The 26,298-nt window shown below is 67.7% G+C and carries 23 protein-coding genes; 10 read left to right on the top strand and 13 right to left on the bottom strand.

Going from position 1 to position 26,298, the window contains the following annotated elements:
* Nucleotides 1–3: 3 nt before the first annotated feature.
* From ACYVB7_RS08460 to cynS, 5 genes are all read left to right on the top strand, one after another.
* Complete coding sequence (locus tag ACYVB7_RS08460) at nt 4–672, top strand: response regulator (RefSeq protein WP_460506328.1); 669 nt, start codon at nt 4–6, stop codon at nt 670–672.
* Nucleotides 673–853: 181 nt separating this feature from the next.
* On the top strand, nt 854–2,260 hold the full coding sequence (locus ACYVB7_RS08455) for a CmpA/NrtA family ABC transporter substrate-binding protein (RefSeq protein WP_460506327.1): 1,407 nt from the start codon (nt 854–856) through the stop codon (nt 2,258–2,260).
* Between the two features lies 1 nt (nt 2,261).
* Nucleotides 2,262–3,125, top strand: coding sequence for an ABC transporter permease (gene ntrB, locus ACYVB7_RS08450; RefSeq protein WP_460506326.1), 864 nt, complete (start codon nt 2,262–2,264; stop codon nt 3,123–3,125).
* A complete protein-coding gene (locus ACYVB7_RS08445) occupies nt 3,115–4,008 on the top strand; it encodes an ABC transporter ATP-binding protein (protein WP_460506325.1) in 894 nt (297 codons plus the stop codon). The genes ntrB and ACYVB7_RS08445 overlap by 11 nt, the downstream gene beginning before the upstream one ends.
* Before the next feature lie 47 nt (nt 4,009–4,055).
* Nucleotides 4,056–4,499: a cyanase gene (gene cynS, locus ACYVB7_RS08440; protein ID WP_460506323.1), complete on the top strand. Its 444-nt coding sequence runs from the start codon at nt 4,056–4,058 to the stop codon at nt 4,497–4,499.
* Between the two features lie 67 nt (nt 4,500–4,566).
* On the opposite strand, the gene infA is transcribed toward cynS, so the two are convergent.
* The 3 genes from infA to ACYVB7_RS08425 all read right to left on the bottom strand — a co-directional run bounded on the left by infA (nt 4,567) and on the right by ACYVB7_RS08425 (nt 6,975).
* Nucleotides 4,567–4,851: a translation initiation factor IF-1 gene (gene infA / locus ACYVB7_RS08435; RefSeq protein ID WP_460506321.1), complete on the bottom strand. Its 285-nt coding sequence runs from the start codon at nt 4,849–4,851 to the stop codon at nt 4,567–4,569.
* 187 nt (nt 4,852–5,038) lie between these two features.
* Complete coding sequence (locus tag ACYVB7_RS08430) at nt 5,039–6,733, bottom strand: putative bifunctional diguanylate cyclase/phosphodiesterase (protein WP_460506319.1); 1,695 nt, start codon at nt 6,731–6,733, stop codon at nt 5,039–5,041.
* Between the two features lie 14 nt (nt 6,734–6,747).
* Nucleotides 6,748–6,975, bottom strand: coding sequence for a hypothetical protein (locus ACYVB7_RS08425; RefSeq protein WP_460506317.1), 228 nt, complete (start codon nt 6,973–6,975; stop codon nt 6,748–6,750).
* Between the two features lie 357 nt (nt 6,976–7,332).
* Here ACYVB7_RS08425 and ACYVB7_RS08420 point away from each other — a divergent pair, with 357 nt between their 5' ends.
* Nucleotides 7,333–7,776: a helix-turn-helix domain-containing protein gene (locus ACYVB7_RS08420; RefSeq protein WP_460506316.1), complete on the top strand. Its 444-nt coding sequence runs from the start codon at nt 7,333–7,335 to the stop codon at nt 7,774–7,776.
* A 17-nt stretch (nt 7,777–7,793) separates the two neighbouring features.
* Here the strand turns inward: ACYVB7_RS08420 and ACYVB7_RS08415 are convergent, their stop codons facing one another.
* From ACYVB7_RS08415 to ACYVB7_RS08390, 6 genes are all read right to left on the bottom strand, one after another.
* On the bottom strand, nt 7,794–9,101 hold the full coding sequence (locus ACYVB7_RS08415) for an FAD-dependent oxidoreductase (protein ID WP_460506315.1): 1,308 nt from the start codon (nt 9,099–9,101) through the stop codon (nt 7,794–7,796).
* A 53-nt stretch (nt 9,102–9,154) separates the two neighbouring features.
* The gene (locus tag ACYVB7_RS08410; protein ID WP_460506314.1) at nt 9,155–10,300 is read right to left on the bottom strand and encodes an acyl-CoA dehydrogenase family protein; all 1,146 of its coding nucleotides are present in this window, start codon (nt 10,298–10,300) and stop codon (nt 9,155–9,157) included.
* Nucleotides 10,301–10,360: 60 nt separating this feature from the next.
* Nucleotides 10,361–10,912 carry an OsmC family protein gene (locus ACYVB7_RS08405; RefSeq protein WP_460506313.1) on the bottom strand — a complete coding sequence of 184 codons (552 nt, stop codon included), beginning with the start codon at nt 10,910–10,912 and terminating at the stop codon, nt 10,361–10,363.
* A gap of 266 nt (nt 10,913–11,178) precedes the next feature.
* Nucleotides 11,179–12,888: a sigma-54-dependent Fis family transcriptional regulator gene (locus ACYVB7_RS08400; protein ID WP_460506312.1), complete on the bottom strand. Its 1,710-nt coding sequence runs from the start codon at nt 12,886–12,888 to the stop codon at nt 11,179–11,181.
* A 4-nt stretch (nt 12,889–12,892) separates the two neighbouring features.
* The gene (locus tag ACYVB7_RS08395; RefSeq protein WP_460506311.1) at nt 12,893–13,594 is read right to left on the bottom strand and encodes a Crp/Fnr family transcriptional regulator; all 702 of its coding nucleotides are present in this window, start codon (nt 13,592–13,594) and stop codon (nt 12,893–12,895) included.
* A gap of 26 nt (nt 13,595–13,620) precedes the next feature.
* Nucleotides 13,621–14,232: a Crp/Fnr family transcriptional regulator gene (locus ACYVB7_RS08390; protein ID WP_460506310.1), complete on the bottom strand. Its 612-nt coding sequence runs from the start codon at nt 14,230–14,232 to the stop codon at nt 13,621–13,623.
* Nucleotides 14,233–14,400: 168 nt separating this feature from the next.
* On the opposite strand from ACYVB7_RS08390, the gene ACYVB7_RS08385 reads away from it, so the two are divergent.
* The 3 genes from ACYVB7_RS08385 to ACYVB7_RS08375 all read left to right on the top strand — a co-directional run bounded on the left by ACYVB7_RS08385 (nt 14,401) and on the right by ACYVB7_RS08375 (nt 19,058).
* A complete protein-coding gene (locus tag ACYVB7_RS08385; RefSeq protein WP_460506308.1) occupies nt 14,401–14,931 on the top strand; it encodes a hemerythrin domain-containing protein in 531 nt (176 codons plus the stop codon).
* A gap of 299 nt (nt 14,932–15,230) precedes the next feature.
* On the top strand, nt 15,231–18,011 hold the full coding sequence (gene metH, locus ACYVB7_RS08380) for a methionine synthase (RefSeq protein WP_460507015.1): 2,781 nt from the start codon (nt 15,231–15,233) through the stop codon (nt 18,009–18,011).
* A 75-nt stretch (nt 18,012–18,086) separates the two neighbouring features.
* Nucleotides 18,087–19,058 (top strand): hypothetical protein, encoded by a 972-nt coding sequence (locus ACYVB7_RS08375; protein ID WP_460506307.1) that lies wholly within the window; start codon nt 18,087–18,089, stop codon nt 19,056–19,058.
* 24 nt (nt 19,059–19,082) lie between these two features.
* Here the strand turns inward: ACYVB7_RS08375 and ACYVB7_RS08370 are convergent, their stop codons facing one another.
* The 4 genes from ACYVB7_RS08370 to ACYVB7_RS08355 all read right to left on the bottom strand — a co-directional run bounded on the left by ACYVB7_RS08370 (nt 19,083) and on the right by ACYVB7_RS08355 (nt 23,019).
* On the bottom strand, nt 19,083–20,012 hold the full coding sequence (locus tag ACYVB7_RS08370) for a Bug family tripartite tricarboxylate transporter substrate binding protein (RefSeq protein ID WP_460507013.1): 930 nt from the start codon (nt 20,010–20,012) through the stop codon (nt 19,083–19,085).
* Between the two features lie 139 nt (nt 20,013–20,151).
* Nucleotides 20,152–20,445, bottom strand: coding sequence for a hypothetical protein (locus ACYVB7_RS08365; RefSeq protein ID WP_460506305.1), 294 nt, complete (start codon nt 20,443–20,445; stop codon nt 20,152–20,154).
* Between the two features lie 143 nt (nt 20,446–20,588).
* A complete protein-coding gene (locus ACYVB7_RS08360) occupies nt 20,589–21,596 on the bottom strand; it encodes a YopJ family acetyltransferase (RefSeq protein WP_460506304.1) in 1,008 nt (335 codons plus the stop codon).
* A 139-nt stretch (nt 21,597–21,735) separates the two neighbouring features.
* Nucleotides 21,736–23,019 (bottom strand): MFS transporter, encoded by a 1,284-nt coding sequence (locus ACYVB7_RS08355; protein ID WP_460506303.1) that lies wholly within the window; start codon nt 23,017–23,019, stop codon nt 21,736–21,738.
* A 154-nt stretch (nt 23,020–23,173) separates the two neighbouring features.
* Here ACYVB7_RS08355 and ACYVB7_RS08350 point away from each other — a divergent pair, with 154 nt between their 5' ends.
* Complete coding sequence (locus ACYVB7_RS08350) at nt 23,174–26,284, top strand: EAL domain-containing protein (RefSeq protein ID WP_460506302.1); 3,111 nt, start codon at nt 23,174–23,176, stop codon at nt 26,282–26,284.
* Nucleotides 26,285–26,298 lie beyond the last annotated feature (14 nt).

Here is a 26,298-nt window from a genome sequence, read left to right as displayed (position 1 = left end):
GCCATGACCGCCACCCCCACCATTCGCGTGCTGCTGGGCGACGACCACCGCATCGTGCGCGAGGGCCTCAAGCAGGTGCTGGCCGACGCGCCCGAAGTGACCGTGGTGGCCGAGGCCGCCACCGGCCCCGAGGTGCTGGACCGGGTGGACGCCCTGGTGGCTGACCCGTCCGAAAGCGGCGGGGTGGACGTGGTGCTGCTGGACATTGCCCTGCCGGGCATGGACGGGCTGGACGTGTTGCAGGCCCTGCGCAAGCGCCACCCCACGCTGCCGGTGCTGATGCTCTCCACCTACCCCGAGCGCCAGTACGCGGTGCGCTGCATCAAGCTGGGTGCGGGCGGTTACCTGAACAAAAGCGCCGACCCCGACGACATGCTGGCCGCCGTGCGCAAGGTGGCCGCCGGGGGCGTGTACGTCACCCCGGCCACCGCCGAGGCGCTGGCCGCCGCCGTGGGCCAACGTGGTGCACAGGCCGGGGCCGAGGCCTTGTCGCACCGCGAACACCAGGTGTTCCGCCTGCTGATCCAAGGCCAAAGCGTGACCCAGATTGGTGCGCAACTGGGCCTGGCCCCCAACACCGTCAGCACCTACCGCGCCCGCATCCTGGAAAAAACCGGCACCCACAACGACGTGGAGCTGGCGCTGTACGCCGAACGGCACGGGCCGCGTTGAGCGCGGTGGGGTGGGCGCGGACCGGATGCCCGGGGGCAGCCCCGCTTTGTAGTGCCAGCCCTACAAGCCTTCGTGGAACCGGGTACGAAATGTCGACATGGGTGTGGTTGGCACGGTGCCCCTGGGGGTTCTGGCCCGTTGCTTGCATTGTGCGGTGCACCAATTACCCACGAGGTGCGCCATGTCCGAGTTCTTCGATCCCTACAACGCCGACCGCCCCCTGATGATGAAGTGCAGCTGTGGCCGTGACCACACGCTGGCCGATCACCACGCCGAGGTGGTGGCCGATGAAGCCGCGGCCACGCTGCGGGCCCGCAGCGAAACGGCGGACTTCGAGGCCTACAGCAATGAGTTCATCGAGGCCACGCTGGTCAAGGCGCTGTTCCCGCAGGACGCCATGCGCCGCCGCTTCTTGCGGGCGGTGGGCAAGGGCACGGCCATGGCCGCCATTGCCAGCGTGCTGCCGGTGACCAGCCTGCAGGCCATGGCGCAGGACAAGGGCGCGCTGGAGAAGAAGGACCTGAAGATCGGCTTCATCCCCATCACCTGCGCCACGCCGCTGATCATGGCCCACCCGCTGGGCTTTTACAGCAAGCAGGGCCTGAACGTGGAAGTCACCAAGACCGCAGGCTGGGCGCTGGTGCGCGACAAGGTGCTCAACAAGGAGTACGACGCCTCGCACTTCCTGTCGCCCATGCCGTTGGCCATCAGCCTGGGGTTGGGGGCCAACGCCACGCCCACCAACGTGGCCACCATCCAGAACATCAACGGCCAGGCCATCACCCTGAGCCTGAAGCACAAGGACAACCGCGACCCCAAGAACTGGAAGGGCTTCAAGTTCGGCATCCCGTTCGACTACTCGATGCACAACTTCCTGCTGCGCTATTACCTGGCGGAGCATGGCGTCAACCCCGACACCGATGTGCAGATCCGCGTCATTCCCCCGGCGGAGATGGTGGCCAACCTGCGGGCGGGCAACATCGACGGCTTCCTGGGCCCCGATCCGTTCAACCAGCGGGCGGTGTTCGACGAGGTGGGCTTCATCCACGTGCTGACCAAGGACCTGTGGAACGGCCACCCCTGCTGTGCCTTCGGCACCACCACCGAGTTCATCCAGAAGAACCCCAACACCTTTGCCGCGCTGTACCGCGCCGTGCTGACCGCTGCGGCCATGGCCCGCAAGCCCGACAACCGCGAGCTGATCGCCAAGGTCATTGCCCCGGCCCAGTACCTGAACCAGCCCGAGGCCGTGCTGACCCAGGTGCTGACGGGCAAGTTTGCCGATGGCCTGGGCAAGGTGCAGAACGTGCCCGACCGCGCCGATTTCGACCCCATGCCCTGGCAGAGCATGGCGGTGTGGATGCTCACGCAGATGAAGCGCTGGGGTTACATCAAGGGCGACGTCAACTACCAGCAGATTGCCGAGAAGGTGTTCCTCATCACCGACGCACGCAAGCACATGAAGGACCTGGGCCAGGACTTCAAGGCCGGGCCAACGTACGCCAAGCACCTGATCATGGGCAAGGAGTTCGACCCCGCCAAGGCCGACGCCTACCTGAAGAGTTTTGCCATCAGCAAGGCAGGCTGACATGAAAACCGCCAGTCTGAACCTGCGTGCGGCCTTGGTGTCGCTGCTCATGCTGATCTGTCTGGTGGGGGCCTGGCAATTGGCCACCACCGGCCCCAGTGTGGGCGGCTCCAGCGCGGGCATGACCGCCGAGGAAATCGAGTACGCCAAGATGATGGGCAAGGACCCCGGGGCCACCAAGAGCTCCGGTTTCCCGCCCCCCATCGAGGTGGGCAAGACCATCGTGGCGCAGCTGTCCGACCCGTTCTACGACAAAGGCCCCAACGACAAGGGCATTGGCATCCAGTTGGCGCATTCGCTGGGCCGGGTGGGGCTGGGCTTTTTGCTGGCGGTGGTGGTGGCCATACCGCTGGGTTTCCTGATCGGCATGTCGCCGCTGATGCGCAAGGCGTTTGACCCGTTCGTTCAGGTGCTCAAGCCCATCAGCCCGCTGGCGTGGATGCCGCTGGCGCTGTACACGCTGAAGGATTCGAGCGTGAGCGGCATCTTCGTCATCTTCATCTGCTCGGTGTGGCCCATGCTCATCAACACCGCCTTCGGGGTGGCTGCGGTCAAGCGCGACTGGCTCAACGTGGCCAGCACGCTGGAGGTGAACCCGCTGCGCAAGGCGTTCCGGGTGATCCTGCCCGCCGCTGCGCCCACCATCCTCACCGGCATGCGCATCAGCATGGGCATTGCCTGGCTGGTGATCGTGGCCGCCGAGATGCTGGTGGGCGGCACCGGGGTGGGCTACTTCGTGTGGAACGAGTGGAACAACCTGTCGCTGACCAACGTGATTTTTGCGGTGCTGCTGATCGGCGTGGTCGGCATGCTGCTCGACCTGCTGTTTGCCCAGGCGCAGAAGGCGGTGACCTATGTGGAGTGACAGCAGCGTTCGCGCCACCACGGCCAGCCTGACCCCGGCACCCCAACCGGCCCAGCCGCCTCAGAAAGAACCCGCCATGACCGGTTTTTTGAAGATTGAGGGCCTGTCCAAGGCCTACCACCCCACCAAGCCCGTGTTTGCCGACGTGAGCTTCGAGATGGCGCGTGGCGAGTTCGTCTGCATCATCGGCCACTCCGGGTGCGGCAAGACCACCATCCTCAACGTGCTGGCCGGGTTGGACACGGCCACCAGCGGCCATGTGTTCATGGACGGGCGCGAGGTGGTGGGTCCCAGCCTGGAGCGCGGCGTGGTGTTCCAGAGCCACGCCCTCATGCCCTGGCTCACGGTGCGCGAAAACATCGCGTTTGCCGTCAAGTCGCGCTGGCCCGACTGGCCCAAGGCCAAGGTCAACGTGCATGTGGAAAAGGCCGTGGCCCTGGTGGGCCTGGCCCACGCCATCGACAAGAAACCCAGCCAGCTCTCCGGTGGCATGAAGCAACGCGTGGGCATTGCCCGGGCGTTTTCCATCCAGCCCAAGATGCTGCTGCTCGACGAGCCCTTTGGCGCCCTGGACGCGCTGACGCGCGGCACCATCCAGGACGAGCTGATGACCATCGTGCGCGAGACGCAGCAGACGGTGTTCATGATCACCCACGATGTGGATGAGGCCATCCTGCTGTCCGACCGCATTTTGCTGATGACCAACGGCAGCGAGACCGAGGCTGGCGGTGTTTCCCGCTATGTGCCCGGCGGTTTGGCCGAAACCGTGGTCAACCCGCTGCCCCGCACCCGCACCCGGGCCGACCTGCACCACCTGCCCGGCTACTACGAGCTGCGCAACCACATCGTGGACTTTCTGGTGAGCCGCGCCAAGGCGCACTGACCGCCCCCGTTTCAACCCCGCCTGTTTTCACCCTGAGGAGTTTCACCATGAACCGCATGGACGTCACCGAGAAGATCATTTCCACCAAAGTGGCCAAGGGCCTGCACTGGGCCGATGTGGCCAAGAAGGTCGGCCAGTCCAAGGAATGGACCACGGCCCTGTGCCTGGGCCAGATGACCGCCACGCCCGAGCAGGCCAAGGTGCTGGGCAAGATCTTCGGCCTCACCGCCGAAGAGCAGAAGTGGCTGCAGGTGGTGCCCTACAAGGGCTCGCTGCCCACCCCGGTGCCCACCGACCCGCTGATCTACCGCTGGTACGAAATCGTCAGCGTGTACGGCACCACCATCAAGGAGCTGATTCACGAGGAGTTTGGCGACGGCATCATGAGCGCCATCGACTTCTCCATGGACATCGTGCGCCAGCCCGACCCCAAGGGCGACCGCGTGAACGTGGTGCTGTCGGGCAAGTTCCTGCCGTACAAGACTTACTGAGCCCCACACAGGAGCCCGAGCGGACACAAAAAAGGGTGCCGAGGCACCCTTTTTTGTTGTGCGCCGATCAGCGGCGACGTTGCCCACCCGGGCCGCCGGGGCCGCCAGGACCCCCGGTGCCGCCACCGCGGTTTTCGATGAAGCGGAAGTTGATGCGGCCCTTGGTCAGGTCGTAGGGCGACAGTTCCAGGGACACGCGGTCACCCGCCAGGATGCGGATGTGGTTTTTCTTCATCTTGCCTGCGGAGTAGGCAATCAGTTGGTGGCCGTTGTCCAAGGTCACGCGAAAGCGCGTGTCGGGCAACACTTCGTCGACCTTGCCGGTCATTTCAATCAGTTCTTCTTTGGCCATGGCCCGTTCTTTCATCGGTGCCACCTCACCGAGGGTGGCTGTGTGGTTGGTGGCTCAGAGCGCGGCAGCCGCGGCGGTGTCAACGCGGTGTGGACAGGCACTGCTGGGCGATGCAATCATCCGGTCGGGCGGCATGAGGCAAGTTACCCATGGGTTTACCCGAAAGCGTTCAAAGATAACACGCCTGTCAAGTGGGTGCAATGCCGTTCAGTTGTTGCACGAGTTGGGGGATGTCCGCAGGAGGGGCCGCTTTGGCAAACAGCCACCCTTGGAAGCAGTTGCATCCGGCCTGACGAAGGAAGGCCAGCTGTTCGGGGGTTTCCACACCTTCGGCCACCACTTGTTTCTCCAGCGACGACGCCAGACCCATGATCGCCTTGGTGATTTTGATGTGGTCGGCGCTGTGGGGAATGCCGCTGATGAACGAGCGGTCGATCTTCAGGCGGTCCACCGGCAACTGAAGCAAGTGCGACAGCGATGAATGCCCGCGTCCAAAGTCGTCCAGGGCCACGCCCACGCCCATGTCCAGCAGTTGTTGCAACGCCATGGCGGCTTGCCGCGGATCACTCATGGCCGCGGTTTCGGTCACTTCAAGTTCCAGCAAGTGCGCGGGGGTGCCGTGGCGTTGCAGCGTGTGGGCCACCTGCAGGGCCAAATTCCGGTGGCGGAACTGTTGTGCCGACACATTCACGGCCACGCGGATGCGCAGCCCTTGCTGCACCCATGCCGAGATCTGTCGGCAGGCCTCATCCAGCACCCAGTCGCCCAGGGGCAGGATGAGGCCGGAGGCTTCCGCCACCGCAATGAACTGATCGGGCGCAACCTGGCCCAGCTCGGTGTCGTGCCAGCGCAGCAGGGCTTCGGCACTGGTGACCTGGAGCCCTGGGCTTTCCACCTGGGGTTGGTAATGCAGTGTCAGCGAGTTGGTGTTCAGGGCCAGTTGCAGCCGTTCCCTGATTTTCAGGTTCTCGGTGACGCGCTGGGCCATGGTGGGGTCGTAGACGGCATGGGCACCCCGTCCCGCCGCTTTGGCCATGTGCATGGCCATGTCGGCCTGGTGCACCAGCGTCGGGGCATCCAGCAGGTCTTTCGGACCATAGGCAATGCCCACGCTGGCACCGCTGAACACGGTGGCTGAGCCCAGCTCGGTGGGGTGGGCCAGTCGCTGAATGACTTTGTTGGCGACATGGCGGGCCATGGCGGGCGAAGGAAGGTCTTGGAGCAGGATGGCGAACTCGTCGCTGCCCATGCGTGCCAAGGTGTCGTCCCAGCGCAGGCAGCTTTTGAGGCGGTCGGCCACGTCTCGCAGCAGGGCGTCGCCCGCTTCGTACCCGTGGCCGTTGTTGATGGATTTGAAATCGTCCAGGTCCACCAAGCACACGGCCAGCATGCGCCCTGAGCGCCGGGCGTGGTCGAGTGCTCGGGTCAGTTGCTCCTGGAACATGTGGCGGTTGTGCAGACCCGTCAGCGGGTCGGTGAGGGCCAGCTGCTGGAGCTGTTCGTGCTGATCGTTGACGTGGGTGGCGTCACGCACGAAGAGGATGGCGTAGGGCTGCTCGTTGGTGGCGATGTGGTGACCCAGTGCGATGTCCACCACCACTTCACGTCCCTCCCGGTGCACCAAGCGTTGTCTGCCCAGGCTGCCCATGGGATGGGCACGCGGACGTGCAAAGTAGCGGTCCACGTGTCGTTGATGGCGGCTCAACACCGACGGGGGGATCAGCATCTCAATGGATTGGCCCAGCAGTGCTTCACGCGGATGGCCGCACAAGTGGGCCAGCGCCTGGTTGACGAAGTGGATGCGGCAAGCCGGGTCCACCACCAGGATGCCGTCGGGGGCTGAATCGATGAGGTGTTGTCGAAACTCGGGTGTGGTCCACATGGATGGTTTCCCTTTCAGTCGGCGGTGGCCACGTCCGCGACGGTGGTCGCGGGTTGAAGGAACGCTTTGATGTCCAGTGCTGCAGCGCAGCAGCGTTGGGCCTGGCCGCGCACATCGTTGGGTTGTGTGGCTTCGTGCGTCAGCAGGTTGGTCTGGAACGCCATGGCGTTGAGCGCTCCCAGAAGCTCACTGATCGTGTGATCCGCATTGCGGATGGGCTTTGGCGAAGGGGCTGCTTCCATCACGTCGCTCTCCGTGCGATGGGATGCCGTGCTTGTTGCGATCTGCCCAATGCCGTGTGGGCTGCATGCCTGTGCTCACTGCGGAGATTCGGGCGTTCGCCGTCTGGGACGAGCAAACGCCGAGCCATGGGAAGAGGACCGAAGTGGCAGGCGGCAGCTGCTGGATGAACTTGCATGGAATGTCGGGTGGCCTGGTGCAAGGCGCGGTCGGGATGCACGACCCGGCCGCTCAATGCTGCGCACGGTTCCCACCTCCCAGACCATTCACTTTTGTGTCAAACATTATGAACTTAAAGTCACATGAACAATTGAACTAAAGTTGAATCCAGAAAGAGCGAAGAGCTAGCTTTCTGCGGCATGAACGACAAGCTCGAATTCGCCCAGCGGCTCCAAAATGCAATGGTGAATGTGGGCTTGCAGCCCCGCCCAGGGGTCCTGTACAACCTGTTCAACACCCGCTACTGGGGGCGCTCCGTCAGCTTTCAGGCGGTGTCCAAATGGCTCAAAGGGGAAGCCATTCCTGCCCAAGACAAACTGCAGGTGTTGGCCCAAATCCTGAATGTGGAGCCCGAGGTGTTGCGCTTTGGTACGGCGGTGCGCGACGCCGTTTACCGGCGACGACGACGGTGGGACGAAAGCATCGGGTATCTGGAGCAGGAGACTTTTGATGCCTTCCTGCGCTTGCCTCCGCCCCAACGGAAAGTGCTGCGGGAGGTGATCCTGACGTTTGTCAAGGCGCATGCCAAGACTGACGGTGCAACGTCCGGCCCGAGCAAGCCTTCTGTACCCGCCAAAGAATAGGCGGTGCTGGTGGCCGCTCAGCCCACCAGCGTCATCGGGCACGAGGTGGTTTTCACCCGCACGGTGGCCGGGCGCACCTCATAGGGCACGGGGCAATCGTCCAGCCCTGCCCCCTGGCGGCGGGTCTGCACCTTGGCGGCGATGGTGGCGGCCTGGCGGCCAATGGGCTCGATGTAGCGGCTGGCCTGCCCGGCGATGGTGATGCAGTCGCCCAGCGCATGGATGCGCGGGTGGCTGGTGGCCAGCGTGCGGCCATCGACCGCAATGCCATGGTCCCAGGCCAGCCCGGCACTGGCGGCCAGGCGGTTGGGTGTGGTCAGGCCGGTGGCGGCAATCACCTGGTGGGCTTGCAGGGTGTCGCCGTTGCTGAGGGTGATGGTCTTGAGGCCCTCGCTGTCGGCCATGGAGGCCACCGACACGCCGCCCACAAAACGGATGGGCAGGTCTTTCCACGCCGCCAGCGCGGCCTGGCCCGCGCCCTGCTGCTGCCAGCGGGCCAGGGGCTCGGGCAGCGGGTCCAGCAGCGTGACGTGGCACCCGGCCAGGGCCAGGTCGTTGGCCAGTTCGCTGCCGATCAAGCCCGCGCCCACGATGGCCACCTGCGGCACCACGCCCGGGGGCAGGGGGCCTGCGTCGGGCAAGCCCAGGCTGTGGCGCAGGCGCAGGTAGGCGTCCAGGTGGTTGATGCGCCAGCACAGCTCGGGCGGCAGGCTGGGCGGCAGCGCCACCTGGGCCCCGTGGGCCAGCACCAGTTCGGCAAACGGCAGGGTGCCGCGGGTGGTGGTGAGCGTGAGCGTGCGCGGGCAGATGCGGGTGGCCTGGGTCTGGGCCATCAGGCGCACGCCCAAGCGCTGGGCGGCCTGGGTGCCGGTTTCGCGCACCAGGCTGGCGGTGGGCAGCCGTTTGGCCAGCGCCACCGACAGCAGGGGCTTGTCGTACACGTCGCCCGCGCAGGCGCTGACCAGGGTGATGGGCAGGGCCGCGTCCAGCGCCCGCAGCGCTTCGGCCATGGCCCAACCGGCCCGGCCTCCGCCCACGATGACCACGCCCGCCGCGGGCTTGCCCGCCACGCGCGGGCCGCAGCCCAAGGCACTGACGGGGCGGCTGGCCGCGGTGGGGCGGGGCGGCGGGTTGTAGGGCGCAAAGTCCGCCTTGGTCACGTTGCACAGCGGGCAGGCCCAGTCGTCGGGAATGTCCGCAAAGCGGGTGCCCGGGGCCAGGCCGCTGTCGGGGTCGCCCTGGGCTTCGTCGTAGATCCAGCCGCAGGCGTTGCAGATGAATTGTTGGAACGGTGCCGGGGGGGCGGTGACAGGGGGTTGGCTCACGGGCGCTCCTTGGGGGCAAACTCGGGCGAAGTCAGGCGCAGATCAGACGCAAATCAGGCGGGCAGCGTGTCGGCGCACAGCGCCGCGGCCTGTTTGCGCAGGTGTTTGATGGCGGGGGTGACGATGCCCACAAACTGCGCTTCGCGCACGCGGCGTTGCACGCTGGACTGCATCAGGTAGCCCCGCGCACCCTGGTGCATCAGGGCGGAGTTGGCGGCGCGCATGCACAGCTCGCCTCCCGCCAGGCGGGCGTTGAGCACGTCCAGGTAGAAAGCGTCGGAGGGGTCGTAAGGGGTTTCGCACAGGCGGGCGACGGTGCCCACCAGGTCGTCCAGCTCGGCCTGGAGCTGGTCGGGCCGGTCGTCCAGGAACTGGTTGACGTGGCCCAGTTGGTCTTCCACCGCCCACATGCTGTCGATGGCCCCCTGGACGATGCCCGCGGCAATGCCGCATTGCAGCAGCAGGAAGGCCCCACGGATGCCCAGCAGGTAGGGCTTGCAGGGGTCGCCCAGGAGGTCATCGGCACCGATGAACACGTCCTTGCACTGCACCGAGAACGTGCCCGTGCCCTCCATGCCCGAGAACTTGGGGCAGGTCTTGAGCGTCACGCCCGGTGCACTGCACGGCAGCATGAACATGATCTCGTGGCCCGCAGCGCCGTTGGCTCCCTCCACCACCGCCACCGTGCCCAGGCTGTGTGCCGGGGCCAGGTTGCTGACCCAGGGCAGCGTGCCGTTGACGAGGTAGCCGCCATCCACCGGGGTGGCCTTGAGCAGGATTTTTTCGATCCCGGCAAAACCCTTCATGGGGTTGGACATGCCGGTGGCCCCGATGACCTCGCCGCGCAGGTGGCGTTGCAGGCGCTCGCCGTTCATGGCCGGGTTGCTGGAGCCGTGCAGGTACAGCGCCGACACCGCCTGTTGCCACATCAGGAACGCGGTGGCCCCGCAGACCTTGCCCACCTCGGCCATGGCCAGGATGGCGGTCACGTAGTTGCCGGGGCGGCCCGGCTGGTCGATGTGGGCGCTCATCGCGCCCATGCGGGCCAGTTGCTGGATCAGGTCCAGGGGGTAATCCCCTTCGTCGATGGCCTGGGCGCGTGCGGCCAGCGGGCCTTGGGCGATGGCGCGCACGGCGCTCAGCAGGTCTTCGGTCTGGGCGGCAGCGGACACATCGGCGGGCAGATCGGCGGCGTTCATGGTGGGCTTCCTTTGGTGGCGCAAGGGGCGGAGGGAGGGGGGTGGGTGGGCGCGGCGCGATCAGGCCATGCTGATCTTGAACGGCACCGGGTTGCGGATGGTGTTGGCCACGGGCGAGTAGTAGTTGGCGTGCTGGACGATCTCTTCCAGCACCTCGCGCGGGGCGTCGCCTTCCACCAGCACCTTCACCCGCACCTCTTGAAAGCCCATTTGCGGTGGCGTCATTTCCAAGGCGCCGCCAGCGCCCCAGGCGGCGGGGTTGCCGATGTCGCCCTCCAGAAACACCTCCAGCTTGCTCAGCTTCACGCCCTTCCAGGTGGCCACGGCGGTCACGCCCACGGCAATGCAGCCGCCCAGGCCGGACAGCACGATTTCACCGGGCGCAGGGGCCGTGTCCTGGCCGAACAGGTGCAGCGGCTCGTCCACGACCACCGTGTGTTTGTCCCCCACCGAGGACAGGCTGCGGTATTGCCCTTCCATCACGGTGTGGACTTTGTTGGTGCCGCGGCGGGCGGGGTTGGCTTTGCCACCCGCGGCAAATTCGGCCAGACCGCTGGCGTCGATGGGGCGCAGGTAGGCTTTGACGGTGGTGGGGGCTTCGGCGGTGGTCATGGCAAGTCCTGTGGCAAAAAAGAAGACGGAGGAGAAAAACCCTTCGGCCCCGGCTGTGGGGCCTTGCCGCCGTGGTTTGCAACAGGTGTGCCAACGTGAGAAATCAAAGGAAAAATGGCATATAGCGCTTTATATAAAAGCGCGAGCAGCTATAAAAACAATAGTATCGCCTGTGGCATGGCTTGCCAATTTGTCAACAAATGTCTACACATTGGAGATGCGCTTTCCCCGTGGCGTGCGGCCCGGGAGCCCTGCGGCCCGGGGCCTCAGGGCTTGAGCCCGGCCTTTTCCAGACGGTAGGTGAACTGGCGCAGCGTCAGCCCCAGGCTTTGGGCCGCCCGGGAGCGGTTGCCGTGGTGGCGGGCCAGGGCCTCGCCCAGCTCGGCGGCGCTGTGGGACTGTGCGCCCCAGTGCGGGCGCACCAGCGGGGGCTCGGCGGCACTGGTGCCCCAGCCGGGGGGCTGCGTGGCCTGCGCTGGCGGTGCAGGGAGCACTGCCGCGGCCAGGCTGGGGGCGGTGGCCAGGTGGCGGGCCAGTTCGGGGGCGTGCACCAGCGGGTGGTCGGCCAGCAGCACCAGGCGCTCGATCACGTTGCCCAGCTCGCGCACGTTGCCAGGCCAGGGGTGGCGCTCCAGCAGCGCCAGGGCTTCGGGCGTGAGGTGCACGTTGCGCTGGTGCGCCTGGTTGGCACGGCTGAGGAAGTGCAGCGCCAGGGGGTGGATGTCTTCGGTGCGTTCGCGCAGCGAGGGCAGGCGGATGGGCACCACGTTCAGGCGGTAGAACAGGTCCTGGCGGAAGCGCCCGGCCTCGGCGTCGCGGGCCAGGTCGCGGTGGGTGGCGGCCACCAGCCGCACGTTGACGCGGATTTCCTTGGTGCCGCCCAGCCGCACCAGCGTGCCCTCTTGCAGGGTGCGCAGCAGCTTGGCCTGCATGGCCAGCGGCAGTTCACCCACCTCGTCCAGAAAAATGCTGCCGCCGTGTGCCTGCTCGAACCAACCGGCCCGTGCGCCCACCGCGCCGGTGAAGGCGCCGCGCTCGTGGCCGAACAGCTCGGACTCGAACAGCGTGTCGGGAATGGCCGAGCAGTTCACCTTGATGAAGGGCTGGTCCCGCCGCCCGCTGGCCAGGTGCAGGGCGCGGGCGAACAGCTCCTTGCCGGTGCCCGACTCACCCAGCAACAGCACGGTGGCCTGCGATTGCGACACCCGCTCCAACTCGCCCATGGCCTGCAACAGCGCGGGCGAGCGCCCAATGAGGCCGTAGCGGGCGGCGTGGGTGTCCAGCGCATGGGCCAGCGCGGCGTTGCGGGCTTGCAGCTGGGCGGTCTGCTGGGCCACCAGTTGTTCCAATTGCAGCAGTTGCCCGGCCAGCGTGGCCAGGGTGCGCAGCAGGGCCAGGTCGTCGTTGAGGTGGCGCTGGCGGCTGCGGATGCGGTGGCAGGCCAGCACGCCCACGGTGGCCCCGTTGACGGCGACGGGCAGGGCCAGAAAGGCCACGGTTTCCGGGGGGAGCTGGTCGCGGGTGATGGCCCGAAACAGGAACAGGGGTTCGGCGTCAATGTCCTGCACGATGGCGGGCAGGCCGGTGGCCAGCACCCGCCCGGTGATGCCCTCGCCCCAGGCGTAGACGCCGCGGGCGGTTTCGGCCGCGGTCAGGCCGTAGGCATGCTGGATGGCGGCGGTGCGCGGCGCGGCGCTGGAGGGGGCGGAGGTGGGCGCGGGGGCCGGGTTGGCCAGCACCAGGCGGCCCCGGTTCAGGCCCAGCAGCTCGCTCATGAGGTGCAGCATTTCGCGCAGCACCGGGGCGGGGGTGAGGCTTTGGCCCACCAGCTTCATGACCTCGCGCATCAGCAGCAGCTCTTGCCGGGCCCAATCGGCCGGGGTCCAGGCGCGGTCGGCGGAGGGCGGTGCGGTAGGGGCGGGGGCCAGGGACGTGGCGGGGGACGTGACGGGGTGGGTGGCGGGCTCGGCGGCCATGGTGTCAGCGGGCAGGCGGTTCGGTGCTGGGGGGGTGGGGCAGACGCGCAGCGTGCAGCAGACCGTCTTGCAGGTCGCGGATGGCCCCCGACGCTTCGGTGATGCGGCGGTGGTTGGTCCGCAGCTGCCGCGTCAACCCTTGGCACACGGCGGACAGCAGGCGGGCGGCCAGGTCGGGGTGGTCGTGGCTCAGCGACGCCAGGGCCCCGCGCGACAGGGTGGCCAGCACCACCGGGCTGAGGGTCTCCAGCAACACGTTGCGGGCCTCGCCGTCCAGCAGGGCGGGTTCGGAGACAAAGTCGCCAGGCCCCAGTGGGTCCAGGGGCAGGTCACTCACCAGGGCGCGGCCCTGCACCCGGGTGTGTTGCCGGACCTGACCACGCACGATCAGCACCAGGTCGGTGGCGGGTGGGGTGGCGAGGGGGTCGAGCAGGCTTTGCCCTTGGGGCAGGCTGAGCGGCTTCATGTACCCGGCCACGGTGCGGGCCTGGTCCAGGCTCAAGGGCAGCAACAGGGTGCGCTGGGCCAAGCGTTGGGCCACGTCGTCCAGCGTCACGCCGTCCGTGGCCGTGGTGGCGGCCCAGCGGTCGGGCTCGGGGCCAAAGCCCGAGGCGTTGGCCGCAGCGCCTGCGCCCAGTTGCGACGCGGGCGCATCCGCCGCTGCCGCGGGTGGGCGGGAGGAGCGAAAGCGCAGGCGAAACGGCATGGGCGGGGGCTTTCGGCGGGGGGCGTTCAGCGCATCAACGCGTCGATTTCCTGCTGCATGGTGCGCACCAGGTGGCTGTACAGGCGAACCTTTTCGTCGCTCTGGCGCAGGCGCTCGGCCAGGCGTTGGGCCACCGCGGCCATGAAATGCGCGGCGGTGGTGGGCGCGTGGCGGGCCAGGCGTTCCATGGCCTTGCGCGAGAGCACCGCACAGCGCACTTCCGAGGTGGCGGTGCAGGTGGCCGAGCGGGCGGCCCCATCGAACAGCGACATTTCGCCCACCAGGCTGCCCGGCCCCAGCACGGTGAGGGTGTCGGGCGAGCGGCGGCTGACCAGCAAGGTTTCCACCGTCACCTCGCCGTCGATGACGAGCAGCATGTGCCCGGTGTCGGAGGTGTCGCCCTCCTGGAAGATGACGGTGTCGGCCGGGATGATGCGCGGCTGCATGAACTGCACCACGGTGCTGGCTTCCTCGGGGCTGAGCTGCATCAGGGCCGTGGGCGCGCGCAGCATGTCGGCGGCGGCTTCGGCGCTGGTGCGCGGGCTGTTGAAGTCCAGCTTCCAGGAGGCGGTGTCACCCGGGTCGCCCGCGTCGCGGCGGGCGGTGGAGCGCACCTTGTCCATCAGGGTCTTGAGCATGGTGTGGGCGGTGACGGGCTTTGGATGCTGGCAGAGGAGTCCGCATTGTCGGGCCAACGGCGTGTGGATGGGCGGCGAGGCGTGGTTTTCCCTTGCTTGATGTGCGTCAAGTGGCTGCGCCGCCGCAATTTCACAATGCCCCTCAGTTCCATCCCTCAGGAGTGCGCCATGCCCGTTGCCCAAGCCCCCGTTGCCGTGTTTGACTACCTGGATGCCACCCACCGCCAGGTGGCGCAGTCGCTGCAGACCCTCAGCGTCCTGGTGGATGCGCTGAGTCAGGGCGATTTGTCCGAGCCCGAACGTGCCCGTGCCCGCGAGGTGCTGGCGTTTTTCGGGGGCGAAGCCCGCCAGCACCACCTGGACGAGGAAAAACACGTGTTCCCTCCGCTGCTGGAGAGCCCGCAGCCCGACGTGGTGCAGGCCGCACACAGCCTGTCCCAGGACCACGGCTGGCTGGAGGAAAACTGGCTGGTCATCGCGCCCATGCTGGAGGCCGCTGCCGAGGGCAGCGGTTGGTTCGACACGGTCGAGCTGGCCAATGCCGTGGAGGTGTTCGCGGCGCTCTACCACGACCACATCGTGCTGGAAGAGTCGCTGGCCTACCCGGCGGCCCGCAGTGCCCTGTCGGGCGTGAACACCGAGGGCATGGGCCGCGAGATGGCCCGCCGCCGTGCGCTGGCGCAATTGCCGCAGGATTGACCGCAGTCGGCAGCCCCTGCCGCCGACTTTCTAAAATACGCGTTTGCCCAAGGAGCGCTGCAGCGCCGTGGCCCCTGCCCGCCCCCGTGCGCCGGGCGGTGCGCCCGGTGTCAGGCTTGGGGTGGCCTGTGGCCCACCGGATCAACCGCGCTCACCTGCTTCAACCGTGTCGGGCCTGCCCGCACACGGAACCATGACCCACCAGGTGAGCCTTGATGACACGCCAGACGCCTTCTGCCGACGCCTTCCCCTCCGATCTGTCCGCCGCCGCCGCTGCCGCCCAGGTCTCCCCGCCGCCCATGCTGCTGTCGGGGCTGGAGCCGCTGGTCATTGGCCAGGGCAGCCTGTTCGTGAACGTGGGTGAGCGCACCAACGTCACCGGCTCCAAGGCCTTTGCCCGCATGATCCTGGAGGGGCGTTACGAAGACGCCCTGGCCGTGGCCCGCCAGCAGGTGGAAAACGGCGCGCAGATTGTGGACGTGAACATGGACGAGGCCATGCTGGACAGCCAGGCCGCCATGGTGCGCTTCCTGAACCTGATGGCCAGCGAGCCCGACATTGCCCGCGTGCCGGTGATGATCGACAGCAGCAAGTGGAGCGTGATCGAGGCCGGCCTGCGCTGCGTGCAGGGCAAGCCGGTGGTCAACTCCATCAGCATGAAGGAAGGCGTGGCCGAGTTCAAACGCCAGGCCAAGCTGGTCAAACGTTACGGGGCGGCCGCCGTGGTCATGGCGTTTGACGAGCAGGGCCAGGCCGACACCTTTGCCCGCAAGATCGAGATTTGCGAACGCGCCTACCGCGTGCTGGTGGACGAGGTGGGCTTTGCGCCCGAAGACATCATCTTCGACCCCAACATCTTCGCCATCGCCACCGGCATTCCTGAGCACGACAACTACGCGGTCGATTTCATCAACGCCACCCGCTGGATCAAGCAACACCTGCCCGGCGCCAAGGTGTCGGGCGGCGTGTCCAACGTGAGCTTCAGCTTCCGTGGCAACGACCCGGTGCGCGAGGCCATCCACACCGTCTTCCTGTACCACGCCATCCAGGCGGGCATGGACATGGGCATCGTCAACGCCGGCATGGTGGGCGTGTACGACGAGCTGGAGCCCACCCTGCGCGAGCGGGTGGAAGACGTGGTGCTGAACCGCCGCCCCGACGCGGGCGAGCGCCTGGTGGAAATCGCCGAAACCGCCAAGGGCGCCGCCAAGGACGACAGTCAGCAAAACGCCTGGCGTGCCCTGCCCGTGCGCGAGCGCCTCACGCATGCGCTGGTGCGTGGCATCAACACCCACATCGAGACCGACACCGAGGAGATGTGGCGTCAGATCGAGGCCGACGGGGGTCGCCCGCTGCACGTCATCGAAGGCCCGCTGATGGATGGCATGAACGTCGTGGGTGACCTGTTCGGCCAAGGCAAGATGTTCCTGCCCCAGGTGGTGAAAAGCGCCCGCGTGATGAAGCAGGCCGTGGCCCACCTGCTGCCCTACATCGAGGCCGAAAAGGCCGCCCTGCTGGCCGCCGGGGGCGAGGTGCGCACCCAGGGCAAGATCGTCATCGCCACCGTCAAGGGCGACGTGCACGACATCGGCAAGAACATCGTCACCGTGGTCTTGCAGTGCAACAACTTCGAAGTGGTCAACATGGGCGTGATGGTGCCCTGGCAGGACATCCTGGCCAAGGCCAAGGAGGTGGGGGCCGACATCGTGGGCCTCTCTGGCCTCATCACCCCCAGCCTGGAAGAAATGCAGGTGGTGGCCGCCGAAATGCAGAAGGACGAACACTTCCGCAGCCGCCAAACCCCGCTGCTGATCGGCGGGGCCACCACCAGCCGCGTGCACACCGCGGTGAAGATCGCCCCCCACTACCAAGGCCCCGTGGTCTACGTGCCCGACGCCAGCCGCAGCGTGGCCGTGGCCCAGGGCCTGCTGGGCGAAGGCCGCGACGCCTACCTGAGTGAACTGGCCGCCGACTACGACACCGTGCGCCGCCAGCACGCCAACAAGAAAAAGGCCGTGTTGTGGCCGCTGGAGCAGGCCCGCGCCAACGCCACCCCCTTGGACTGGAGCGGCTACACCCCACCGGTGCCCAAGTTCACCGGGCGGCGCGTGTTCCACAACATCGACCTGGCCGAGCTGGCCCGCTTCATCGACTGGGGCCCCTTCTTCCAGACCTGGGACCTGGCCGGGCCCTACCCCGCCATCCTGCAAGACGAGGTGGTGGGCGAGCAGGCGCGGCAGGTGTTTGCCGACGCCCAGGCCATGCTGAAAAAGCTGATCGCCGAAAAGTGGCTGACCGCCAGCGGCGTGATGGGCCTGTGGCCCGCCAACGCGGCGGGCGACGACATCGTGCTGTGGACCGACAGCCGCCGCCAGCAGGTGGCCCTGACCTGGCACGGCCTGCGCCAACAAACCGAAAAACAGACCTACACCGACGAACAAGGCCAGGAACGCCTGCGCCCCAGCCGCTGCCTGTCCGACTTTGTGCAACCGCTGAGTGCTACTGAAATTGAAGCTGCTCGCGCTTTGTTTGAAAGCGCTGGAGGCCAAAAAAGCTTTGAATTTGCAACGCCCATCGACCACGTGGGCCTGTTTGCCGTGACCGCCGGGCTGGGGGTGGAGGCCAAGGAGGCCGAGTTCGTGGCCGCCCACGACGACTACAACGCCATCTTGTTCAAGGCCCTGGCCGACCGCCTGGCCGAGGCCGCCGCCGAGTGGCTGCACTGGCGCGTGCGCACCGACCTGTGGGGCTACGCCCCGCAAGAAGCCCTGAGCAACGACGAGCTGATTGCCGAAAAGTACCAGGGCATCCGCCCCGCGCCCGGCTACCCCGCCTGCCCCGACCACACCGCCAAGACCGACCTGCTGGCGCTGCTGGGTGCGTCCGACATCGGCATGGGCCTGACCGAAAGCCTGGCCATGACCCCGGCGGCCAGCGTCAGCGGCTTCTACCTCAGCCACCCCGAGGCCACCTACTTCAACGTGGGCCCCATCGGGGCCGACCAGGTGGCCGACATGGCGGCCCGCCGCCACATGCCCGAGGACGAGCTGCGCCGCTGGCTGGCCCCGCTGCTGTCCTGAGGGGCGGCTGTCATGGCCGCTTCACACCCGCGGCCCACCCTTGCGGTTTTCTTTGCCCTTCACGCAGGTTTGCCCATGCTTGTTTCCACCGTTCGCCGCCTGGCCCTGCTGGGCCTGACCACCCTGGCCCTGGGGGCCCAGGCCCAGGGGTTTCGCTTCATCGCCATCGGGGACATGCCCTACGGCGAGCCCGCCAAGGTGTACCCGCAGTACCAGGCGCTGATCGACACCATCAACCGCCGCCAGCCCGCGTTCAACCTGCACATTGGCGACATCAAGTCCGGCTCCACCCCGTGCAGCGACGAGCTGCTGGGCCAGCAGCTGGCGTTTTTCCAGACCTTCCAGCAGCCCGTGGTCTACACCCCCGGCGACAACGAGTGGACCGACTGCCACCGCAAGGCTGCGGGCGGGTTCGACCCGCTGGAGCGCCTGGCCCACCTGCGCCGCCACTTCTTCGCCCCGGTGGGGCAGAGCTTGGGCGCTCGCCCGTTGGCGGTGCAAAGCCAGGCCCAGGTCATGGGCGACCGCTTTGCCCCGTTTGTGGAGAACCAGCGTTTTGTGCGCGACGGGGTGCACGTGGTCACCGTGCATGTGGTGGGCTCCAACAACAACCTGGAGCCACGCGACCCCAAGGCCGCGGCGGAGTTCTTCGAGCGCGACCGCGCCAACGTGGCCTGGCTGGAAGACAGCTTTCAGCAGGCTCAAAAAGCGCAGGCCCCGGCGGTGGTGGTGGCCATGCAGGCCGACATGTTCGAGTCGGACTTCAACGTCTACCGCGACGAGCGCTTCCTCAGCCATTCGGGGTTTGCCAACGTGGGCCAGACCCTGGTTCAGCAGGCCAAGGCCTATGGCAAGCCGGTGCTGCTGGTGTATGGCGACAGCCACCAGTTCCGCGTGCTGCGGCCCTTTCCCAAGACCGCCCCCAACATCACGGCGCTGGAGGTGTTTGGCGAGAAGGACATGCACGCGGTGGAGGTCAGCGTGGACCTGACCGAGTCCTTCCCGTTTGCCTTCCGCCCGGTGCTCAACCCGGCCCTGGCGCGTTGACGCCACCCGGGCCGCGGGCGGGCCTCACTGGGGCTTGAAGCCGCTGCTCTGGATGATGTGGGTCCAGGTGGTGCGGTAGGCCTTTTCGCGCTCGGCCAGCTGGGCGCCGGTCATGAAGCCCACGGTCAGCCCCATGGCGCTGAGCTTGTCCTTCACGTCGGGCTTGGCAATGGCCTTGGCCAGGGCGTCGGCCACGCGCTCCAGTTCGGCCTTGGGCGTGGCGGCGGGGGCAAACAGGCCGTAGAAGGGCATGTCTTCCAGGCCCTTCAGGCCCAGCTCGCTGAAGGTGGGCACGTCGGGCAGGGCAGCCTGGCGTTGCGCACCCAGCACGGCCACCACGCGCAGCTTGCCGGCCTTGTGGTTTTCAATGAAGTCGGGCACCGAGGCCACACCCGCCGCAATCTGGTTGCCCAGCATGTCGCCCATCAGCGGGGCGCTGCCGCGGTAGGGGGCGGCCACCAGGTCCAGGCCGTACTTCTGGCCGATGAGCTTGACCAGGAATTCCGGCGTGGACGCCGGGGCCGGGATGCCCACGGCGCTCTTGCCCTGCCCCGCGCCCTTGACCCAGGCCACGTACTCGTTGACCGACTTGGCCGGGGTGCCGCCCGAGACGGCAAAGGCGTTGACGAAGGTGGCGAAACCGGCCACGGGCACGAAGTCGGTGGCGGGGTCGAAGCCGGGGTTCTTGGTGACCAGCGGCAGGATGGTCACGGTGTGGTCGTGGCTGACGAAGTAGGTGGTGCCGTCGGCTGGCGCGGCCTTGAGGGCCTGGGCGGCAATCTGGCCTCCGGCGCCGGGCTTGTTGTCCACCACCACGGGCTGGCCCAGCGTGTCCTTCATGCTGTCGGCCAGGATGCGGGCAATGGCATCGGTGCCGCCGCCGGGCGGAAAGCCCACCAGCAGCTTCACGGGCTTGCCTGTGTCGGCCTGGGCCAGACCGGCCCAACCCGCCATGCACGCGGCAGTGGCCACCAGGGTCACGACGTTCGCGGCCCGGCGAGTCACCGCGGCCAACCCAGTTTTGCGCATACCAGCACCTCCAAGTGAAAAAGGGGACCTTAGCAGAAGCAGGGTGGCGCGGTGGTGGCGGGCGTTACCCCCATCGCACCACCGCCCAGTACACCAGCAAGCCCGCCCCCGCCAGCAGCTGCACCTTCAGTGCCAGGGGCGCGGCCTTTGCCCCGGGTGCTTGTGCCGGTGGGAGTTGGGCGGCCACGCTGCCCAGGGCCAGCGCGGGCACGTAGAGCACGGCCCCCCACGCCAGCCAGCCAATGCCCACGCCCATGCAGCCAAACCCTTCGCAGCGCAGGCGCCACAGCGCGATGGCGCTCAGGCCCGTGGCCGCCAGGGCCAGGAGGTACAACACGGCAAGCCATCGTTTCAGCATGGGCAGCGCTCCGGGGTGCATGCACCGCGGGGGCGGCGCTGCTGAATGATGACAAAAAATGGGCTCTAGCGCTTTATTTGGAAGCGCAAGAAGCTATGAATTTTGTAGTTCTTGGGGTGGAGAGCCGCCTCGCCCATGCCGCATCACGGCTTGGGGGCCAGCGTTTCCAGGGTTCGCGCCAGCAGGGCGTGGCGTTTGTACTCGATGGAGGTGCTGTTGGTTCGCTGACCTTCGTCGGTGCTGCGCGGGAACGACAGGCGGTCGTGGCGTTGCGTCAGGGTCTCGGGCGCGGCGGTGTCCGGGTGGCGTCCCACCACCTCGTCGCCCAGGGTCGGGCGCGCTTTCATCAACTGGGACAGCGAGTGTGCGTGTTTGAAGAACGACGCCGGCAGCACCTGCAGCCCGTCAATGACCGGGGAGCCTTCGGGTAGCGGCGTCTTGTGGGTGGCCGGGTCGGCCAGGGGCTGGCCTTGGGCCAGCTGTGCGTGCCACTGGTCGAAGGTGGCCTGTTCCTGGTGCATCTTGGAGGCGTGGCTCAGGCTGAACATCACACAGTCGGCGGGGGACTTCTGTGCCTCCGCGTCAATGACCGCCACGCGTGCACCCTCCAGACCCGGCGTGGCTTTCACCCGGGTGGCCAGGTCATCGTGACTGAGCAGGTGGGCCATGTGGCCCATGGTGGCGGGCTCGACCACGATCAAGGTGAGGGGCTTGCCCGGCTCGCGCCGGATGTCGGCCGCGGCGTGGTGAGGCCCTCCAGGGCGGTTGTCCACGCGGAACACCGCCCGCTCGCGACGCGGTGCCGCAGGGTCGAACGCCAGCGACGCCACAAAGCTGGCGGCATCGGCGTGGTAGCGCAAGTGGAGGTCGGGCTTGCGGATGTTCTCGCTGTCCACCACCGCCTGAACGTTGGTCAGGTCGGCTTGCAATGTGGGCTTGCCCGGCTGACGCAGCGCGGCGATGTCGGCGCGGACGTGCTGCATCTCCGTGTCCAGCGCCGCCAGCCGGGGCGTGGCCCGGCGGCTTTGCAGCGGCAGGTGTGGGCTGGTGGGCACCGGCCCTGTGGGGGCAGGCGCGGTTTGGGGCGGCGGCATGGGGGCTGCCGTGGTTGGAATGGAAAGCGACAACCCGCCCATTTTTCGGATTGGCATGACGGTCTCCCTGATCTGTGTCCGTGGGGTGCCCGGCTTCCCCTGTGGAAGCGGTCCCCAGGGGACTGTGGTGCCGTGGCATGCCGAAGCACCGCGGGCATGCGAAGGGGGGTGTGCTGATGCGAACCTGAGGGTGCGATCAGCGCCCTGGTCGCTGCCCATGCAGCCGTTGCGCCGCCAGCAGGGCCAGCCACGCCAGCAGGCTGGTGACCCACAGCGCCCACAGGCCCAGGGTGTAGCCCCGCACCGGGCTCCACAGCGCGGCCAGCAGCGTGGGGGCGGCGGCGCGGCCCAGGGCGGTGGGCACGCCCAGCACGCCGTTCAGGCTGGCGGCATGCGTCTGGCTGACGTACTGCGCCACCGCCGTGCCTTTGACGATGGTGCCCATGCCGTTGCCCAGCCCGTACAGCGCCACAAAGACCACCGTGCCCGCCTGGGCCAGCGTGGGGGCGGTGTGCAGTGCCGCCAGGGCCCCCAGCAGGGCCAGCAGTCCGGCGGGCATGAGCAGCGGAATCCAGCGGTTGACGCTGTGCACGCTGGCCCGGTGCTCCCAGAAGAACAGGCCGCTGCGCCCCAGCACCTGCACCACGCCCACGCAGGCGGGCAGCCACACGGCCCAGGCGGGGGGCAGGCCGCTTTCGGTCAGCAGGTTGACCAGGTGGGCCGCCACCGCCACCGAGGTGCTGAGGGTCAGCACCACAAACACCCCCACCAGCGCAAAGGTGGGTTGGCGCATGGCGTGGCGGTAGCTGGCGGGGGGATGGGCCGCGTGGGACGTGTGCGGCGTGTGGGCCAAGGGGCTGGCCTGTGCGGGCTGGGTCGGTGTGGGTTGGATGCCGCGCAGCACCCAGGCGTGCACGGGCAGGCAGATCAGCGCCTGGCAGCCCGCCAGCACCCACAACATGGCCCGCCAGCCCACGGCGTCGATCAACCCGGCCATGAGCGGGATGAACACCGTGCTGGCCAGCCCGCCCAGGAAGGTGAGCGAAATGATGTGGCGGCGGAAGTTGTTGGGGTGGCGCAGCGTCAGCACCGCAAAGGCCGGGGTGTAGAGCGTGGCGGCCATGGCCACGCCCAGGCCCAGCCAGCCCAGCGTCCAGCCCCACACGGTGTGGCAGGCGCTCAGCCCCAGCAGCGACAGGGCGGCCAGGACCGAGCCCCCGCTCATCACCCGGCGGGCGTGGCCCTGGTCGATCCAGCGGCCCACGGCAAAGGCGGCCAGCCCTTCGGCGATCAGCGCCCCCGAAAACGCCCAGGACACCTGGCTGCGGCTCAGGCCCAGCGCCTGCTCCACCGGCACCATGAGCATGGAAAACGCATAAAACGTCGAGCCCCAGCCCACCAGCTGGGCCAGCGACAGCCAGCCGGTGAACGCGGCGGCGTCGCCGGAAAACGAAGGGGGGGTGGAGCGAACATGGACCATGGCAGCCCCCATTGCACCACGAGCGGCGCGGCCCCATGGTTCGGAACTTGCTTACGGCCCTGTCAGGCAATCCTGACCGGGTTGCAGACGGGGCAAGCACATGGTTTCTCGGTTCATTCACTGGTTGGGCAGGTTGAGTGTGGGGCGCAAGCTCATGCTCATTTACCTGCTGGACTTGAGTGCGGTCATTTACGTCTCAGGCATCCTCATCCACGAAAAGCTCACGGCCATTGCGTTCACGCAGAAGGAGGTGGTGGGCAGCACTTACACCGAGGTGGTTCGCCAGAACCTGATGGGGGCCTTGCTCGGGGCTGCGCCAGATGCGCAGCCGCGCCAGCGTCTGGACGCCGAGCGCGAGGCACTGGATGCCGCGTTGAACACCGCCGAGCAGGCCGAGCGGTTTGAGCAGGCATTGGAGGCAGCGCAGAGCACCCGTGGCAACTCCAGGCCTTTGGCGCAGGCCGAGTTGGTGCGCCGTGCCCGCGAGTTGCTGACCACGGTGGCCAACCAGTCCAACCTCATCCTGGACCCGGATTTGGACAGCTACTACGTCATGTCCCTCACCTTGTTGCGCTACCCCGAGCTGCTCCAGCTGCTGCACGAATCGCCCGCGGCGGCGGGCGGCGCACCAGGCCGCGTGGCGTCGCGCCAGGTGGAACTGCTGACGGTGGCCGGGCGGTTCGACGCCATCACCCAAGGCATCGAGTCCGATTACATCCAGGCCTGGGGGGCCAGCGACGAGAAGCTGCGCCACGCACTCGCCCCCTCGCGTGACGCGTTGCTGGGGGCGTTGAAGGCGCACCAGACCGGTTTGCAGACCCTGGCCAACGCCAGCCAGGTGTTGGCGGGTGATGTGCCGGCCCTCGCGCAAACCCACATGCAGGCCCAGCGCGCGCTGGACGACGCCTGGGCGCAGGGCCTGGTGGCCTTGGACGGTTTGCTGGCCCAGCGCGTCAGGGGTTTGTACATGCGCATGGTGCTGCACCTGGGCACGGCGCTGGCGCTGCTGGGGGGCATCCTGTCGCTGGTGTACCTGGTGGCCAGCCACATTGCCCGCCCCTTGCGCGACCTGGCCACCGTGGCCGAGCGCGTGCGCCAGACCACCGACTACACCCAGCGCGCGCAGTGGCACAGTGCCGACGAGATCGGGCGGCTGTTCAACGCCTTCAACGACATGCTGGCCCAGCTGGACCACGACCGCCTGGTGCAACAGGAGCTGGCGGCCAGCGCCCGCGCCGCCGAGGCCCAGAAGGGGCTGCTGGAGGCGTTTCCCATTCCGCTGGTGGTGACGTCGGTGCCCGACCACCGCATCCTGCACCTCAACACCCCGGGCAAGCCCTGGGTGGGCGACTGCGTGCAAGACCCCTGGCGCACGGGGCTGGAGCCCGGGGTGCGCGCCCGGTTCTTCCAGCGCCTGGCCGACCGCGGGCAGGTGGACGAGTTCGAGGTGCGCTGGCATGGCGGCTCTGAACCTGGGTGGGCGGTGCTGTCGGCCCGGCGGCTCAGGTTCCAGGGGCAAGACGCGGTGCTGACCGCCTTCACCCCCATCAACGTGCTCAAGGTCATGGAACAGCGGCTGGAGCTGTGGGCCAAGGTGTTCGAGGCGTCGTCCGAGGGCATCACCATCATGAACGCGCAGCGTCAGGTCATCAGCGTCAACGCCGCCTTCTGCCGCAGCACCGGGTACGAGTTCTACGAGGTGATCGGCGAAGACCTGTCCCTGCTCATCGACGGTCCCGGCCCGCAATGGGATGCCATGACCGACAAGGACGCCTGGCAGGGCGAGGTGCGGTTTCGCCGCCAGTCGGGCGACACCTACCCGGCCTGGCTCATGGTGTCGGCGGTGCGCGAGGGCGGGGGCACCGAGGCTTCGCACTACATCGGCATTGCCATCGACATCACCGACCGCAAGGCCAAGGAGGAGCGCATCCGCTTCCTGGCCCAGCACGACGTGTTGACCGAGCTGCCCAACCGGGCGCTGTGCCAGATCCGCCTGAGCGAAGCCCTGGATCAGGCCAAGGGCTCGGGTGAACAGGTGGCCGTGCTGTTCATCGACCTGGACCGTTTCAAGCTCATCAACGACACCCTGGGCCACCACATTGGTGACGGCCTGTTGCGCACCGTGGCCAAGCGCCTGGTGCAGTCGGTGCGGGCCCACGACACCGTCAGTCGCCTGGGGGGCGACGAGTTCGTCATCGTCATGCGCCATGTGGCCGGGCGTGACGAGCTGGACGCCCTGGTCACCCAGCGCCTCATCCCCACCATCCGCCAGCCCATGGTGGTGGAAGGGCACACCCTGTCGGTGTCGTGCAGCGTGGGGGTGGCCCTGTACCCGCACGACGCCACCGACCAGGACGAGCTGATGCGCCGCGCCGACGCGGCCATGTACGAGGCCAAGTCCGCTGGGCGCGACACGGCCCGCTACTTCTCGTTCGAGACCGACCAGCGCGTCACGGCCCGCCAGGTCATGGAGACCCAGCTGCGCATGGCGCTGGCGCAGTCCGAGTTCAGCCTGCACTTCCAACCCCGCTTGTGCGCCCGCACCCGTCGGGTCAACGGGGCCGAGGCCTTGCTGCGCTGGCACAACCCCACGCTGGGGCAGGTGCCGCCGGGAGATTTCATCCAGCTCGCCGAAGAAACCGGGCTCATCAAGGCCATCGGCCCGTGGGTGCTGGAGCAGGCGTGCCGCCAGTGGGTGGACATGGCCACCCAGGCCCCGGCGCTGGCCGGTTTGCAGCTGTCGGTCAACCTGTCGGCCGCCCAGTTGGCCGATGAGCAACTGGTGGCCCAGGTGCGCGCGGCGCTGGAGTGTTCGGGCCTGTCGGCCCATCAACTGGAGCTGGAGTTGACCGAGTCCCACCTGATGGACAGCCCGGAGGTGGCACAGCAGCAGCTGTCCGCCCTCAAGGACCTGGGGGTGCAGGTGTCCATCGACGACTTTGGCACGGGTTATTCCAGCCTGGCCTATCTCAAGCGCTTTTCCATCGACAAGCTCAAGGTGGACCGGTCGTTTGTGCACAACATGCTGGATGACGCGGCCGACGCCGCCATCGTGCAGGCGGTCATCGGTCTGGGGCACACCCTGCGCTTGCGCGTGGTGGCCGAGGGCGTGGAGAACATGCCCACCGCCCAGGCCCTCACCGCGCTGGGGTGCGACGAGTTGCAGGGGTATGGTTTTGCACGCCCCATGCCGCAAGAGGCCTTGCTGGCCTGGGTGACGCAGACGGGGGGATGGTGGTCCGGTGTGACCCCTGGACGGGGTTGAGGGCGTGCAGTTCT

The sequence above is a fragment of the Hydrogenophaga soli genome (assembly GCF_054777695.1).
The sequence above is the reverse complement of the archived record's forward strand: the minus strand, read 5'-3'. Positions and strand labels throughout refer to the sequence as shown.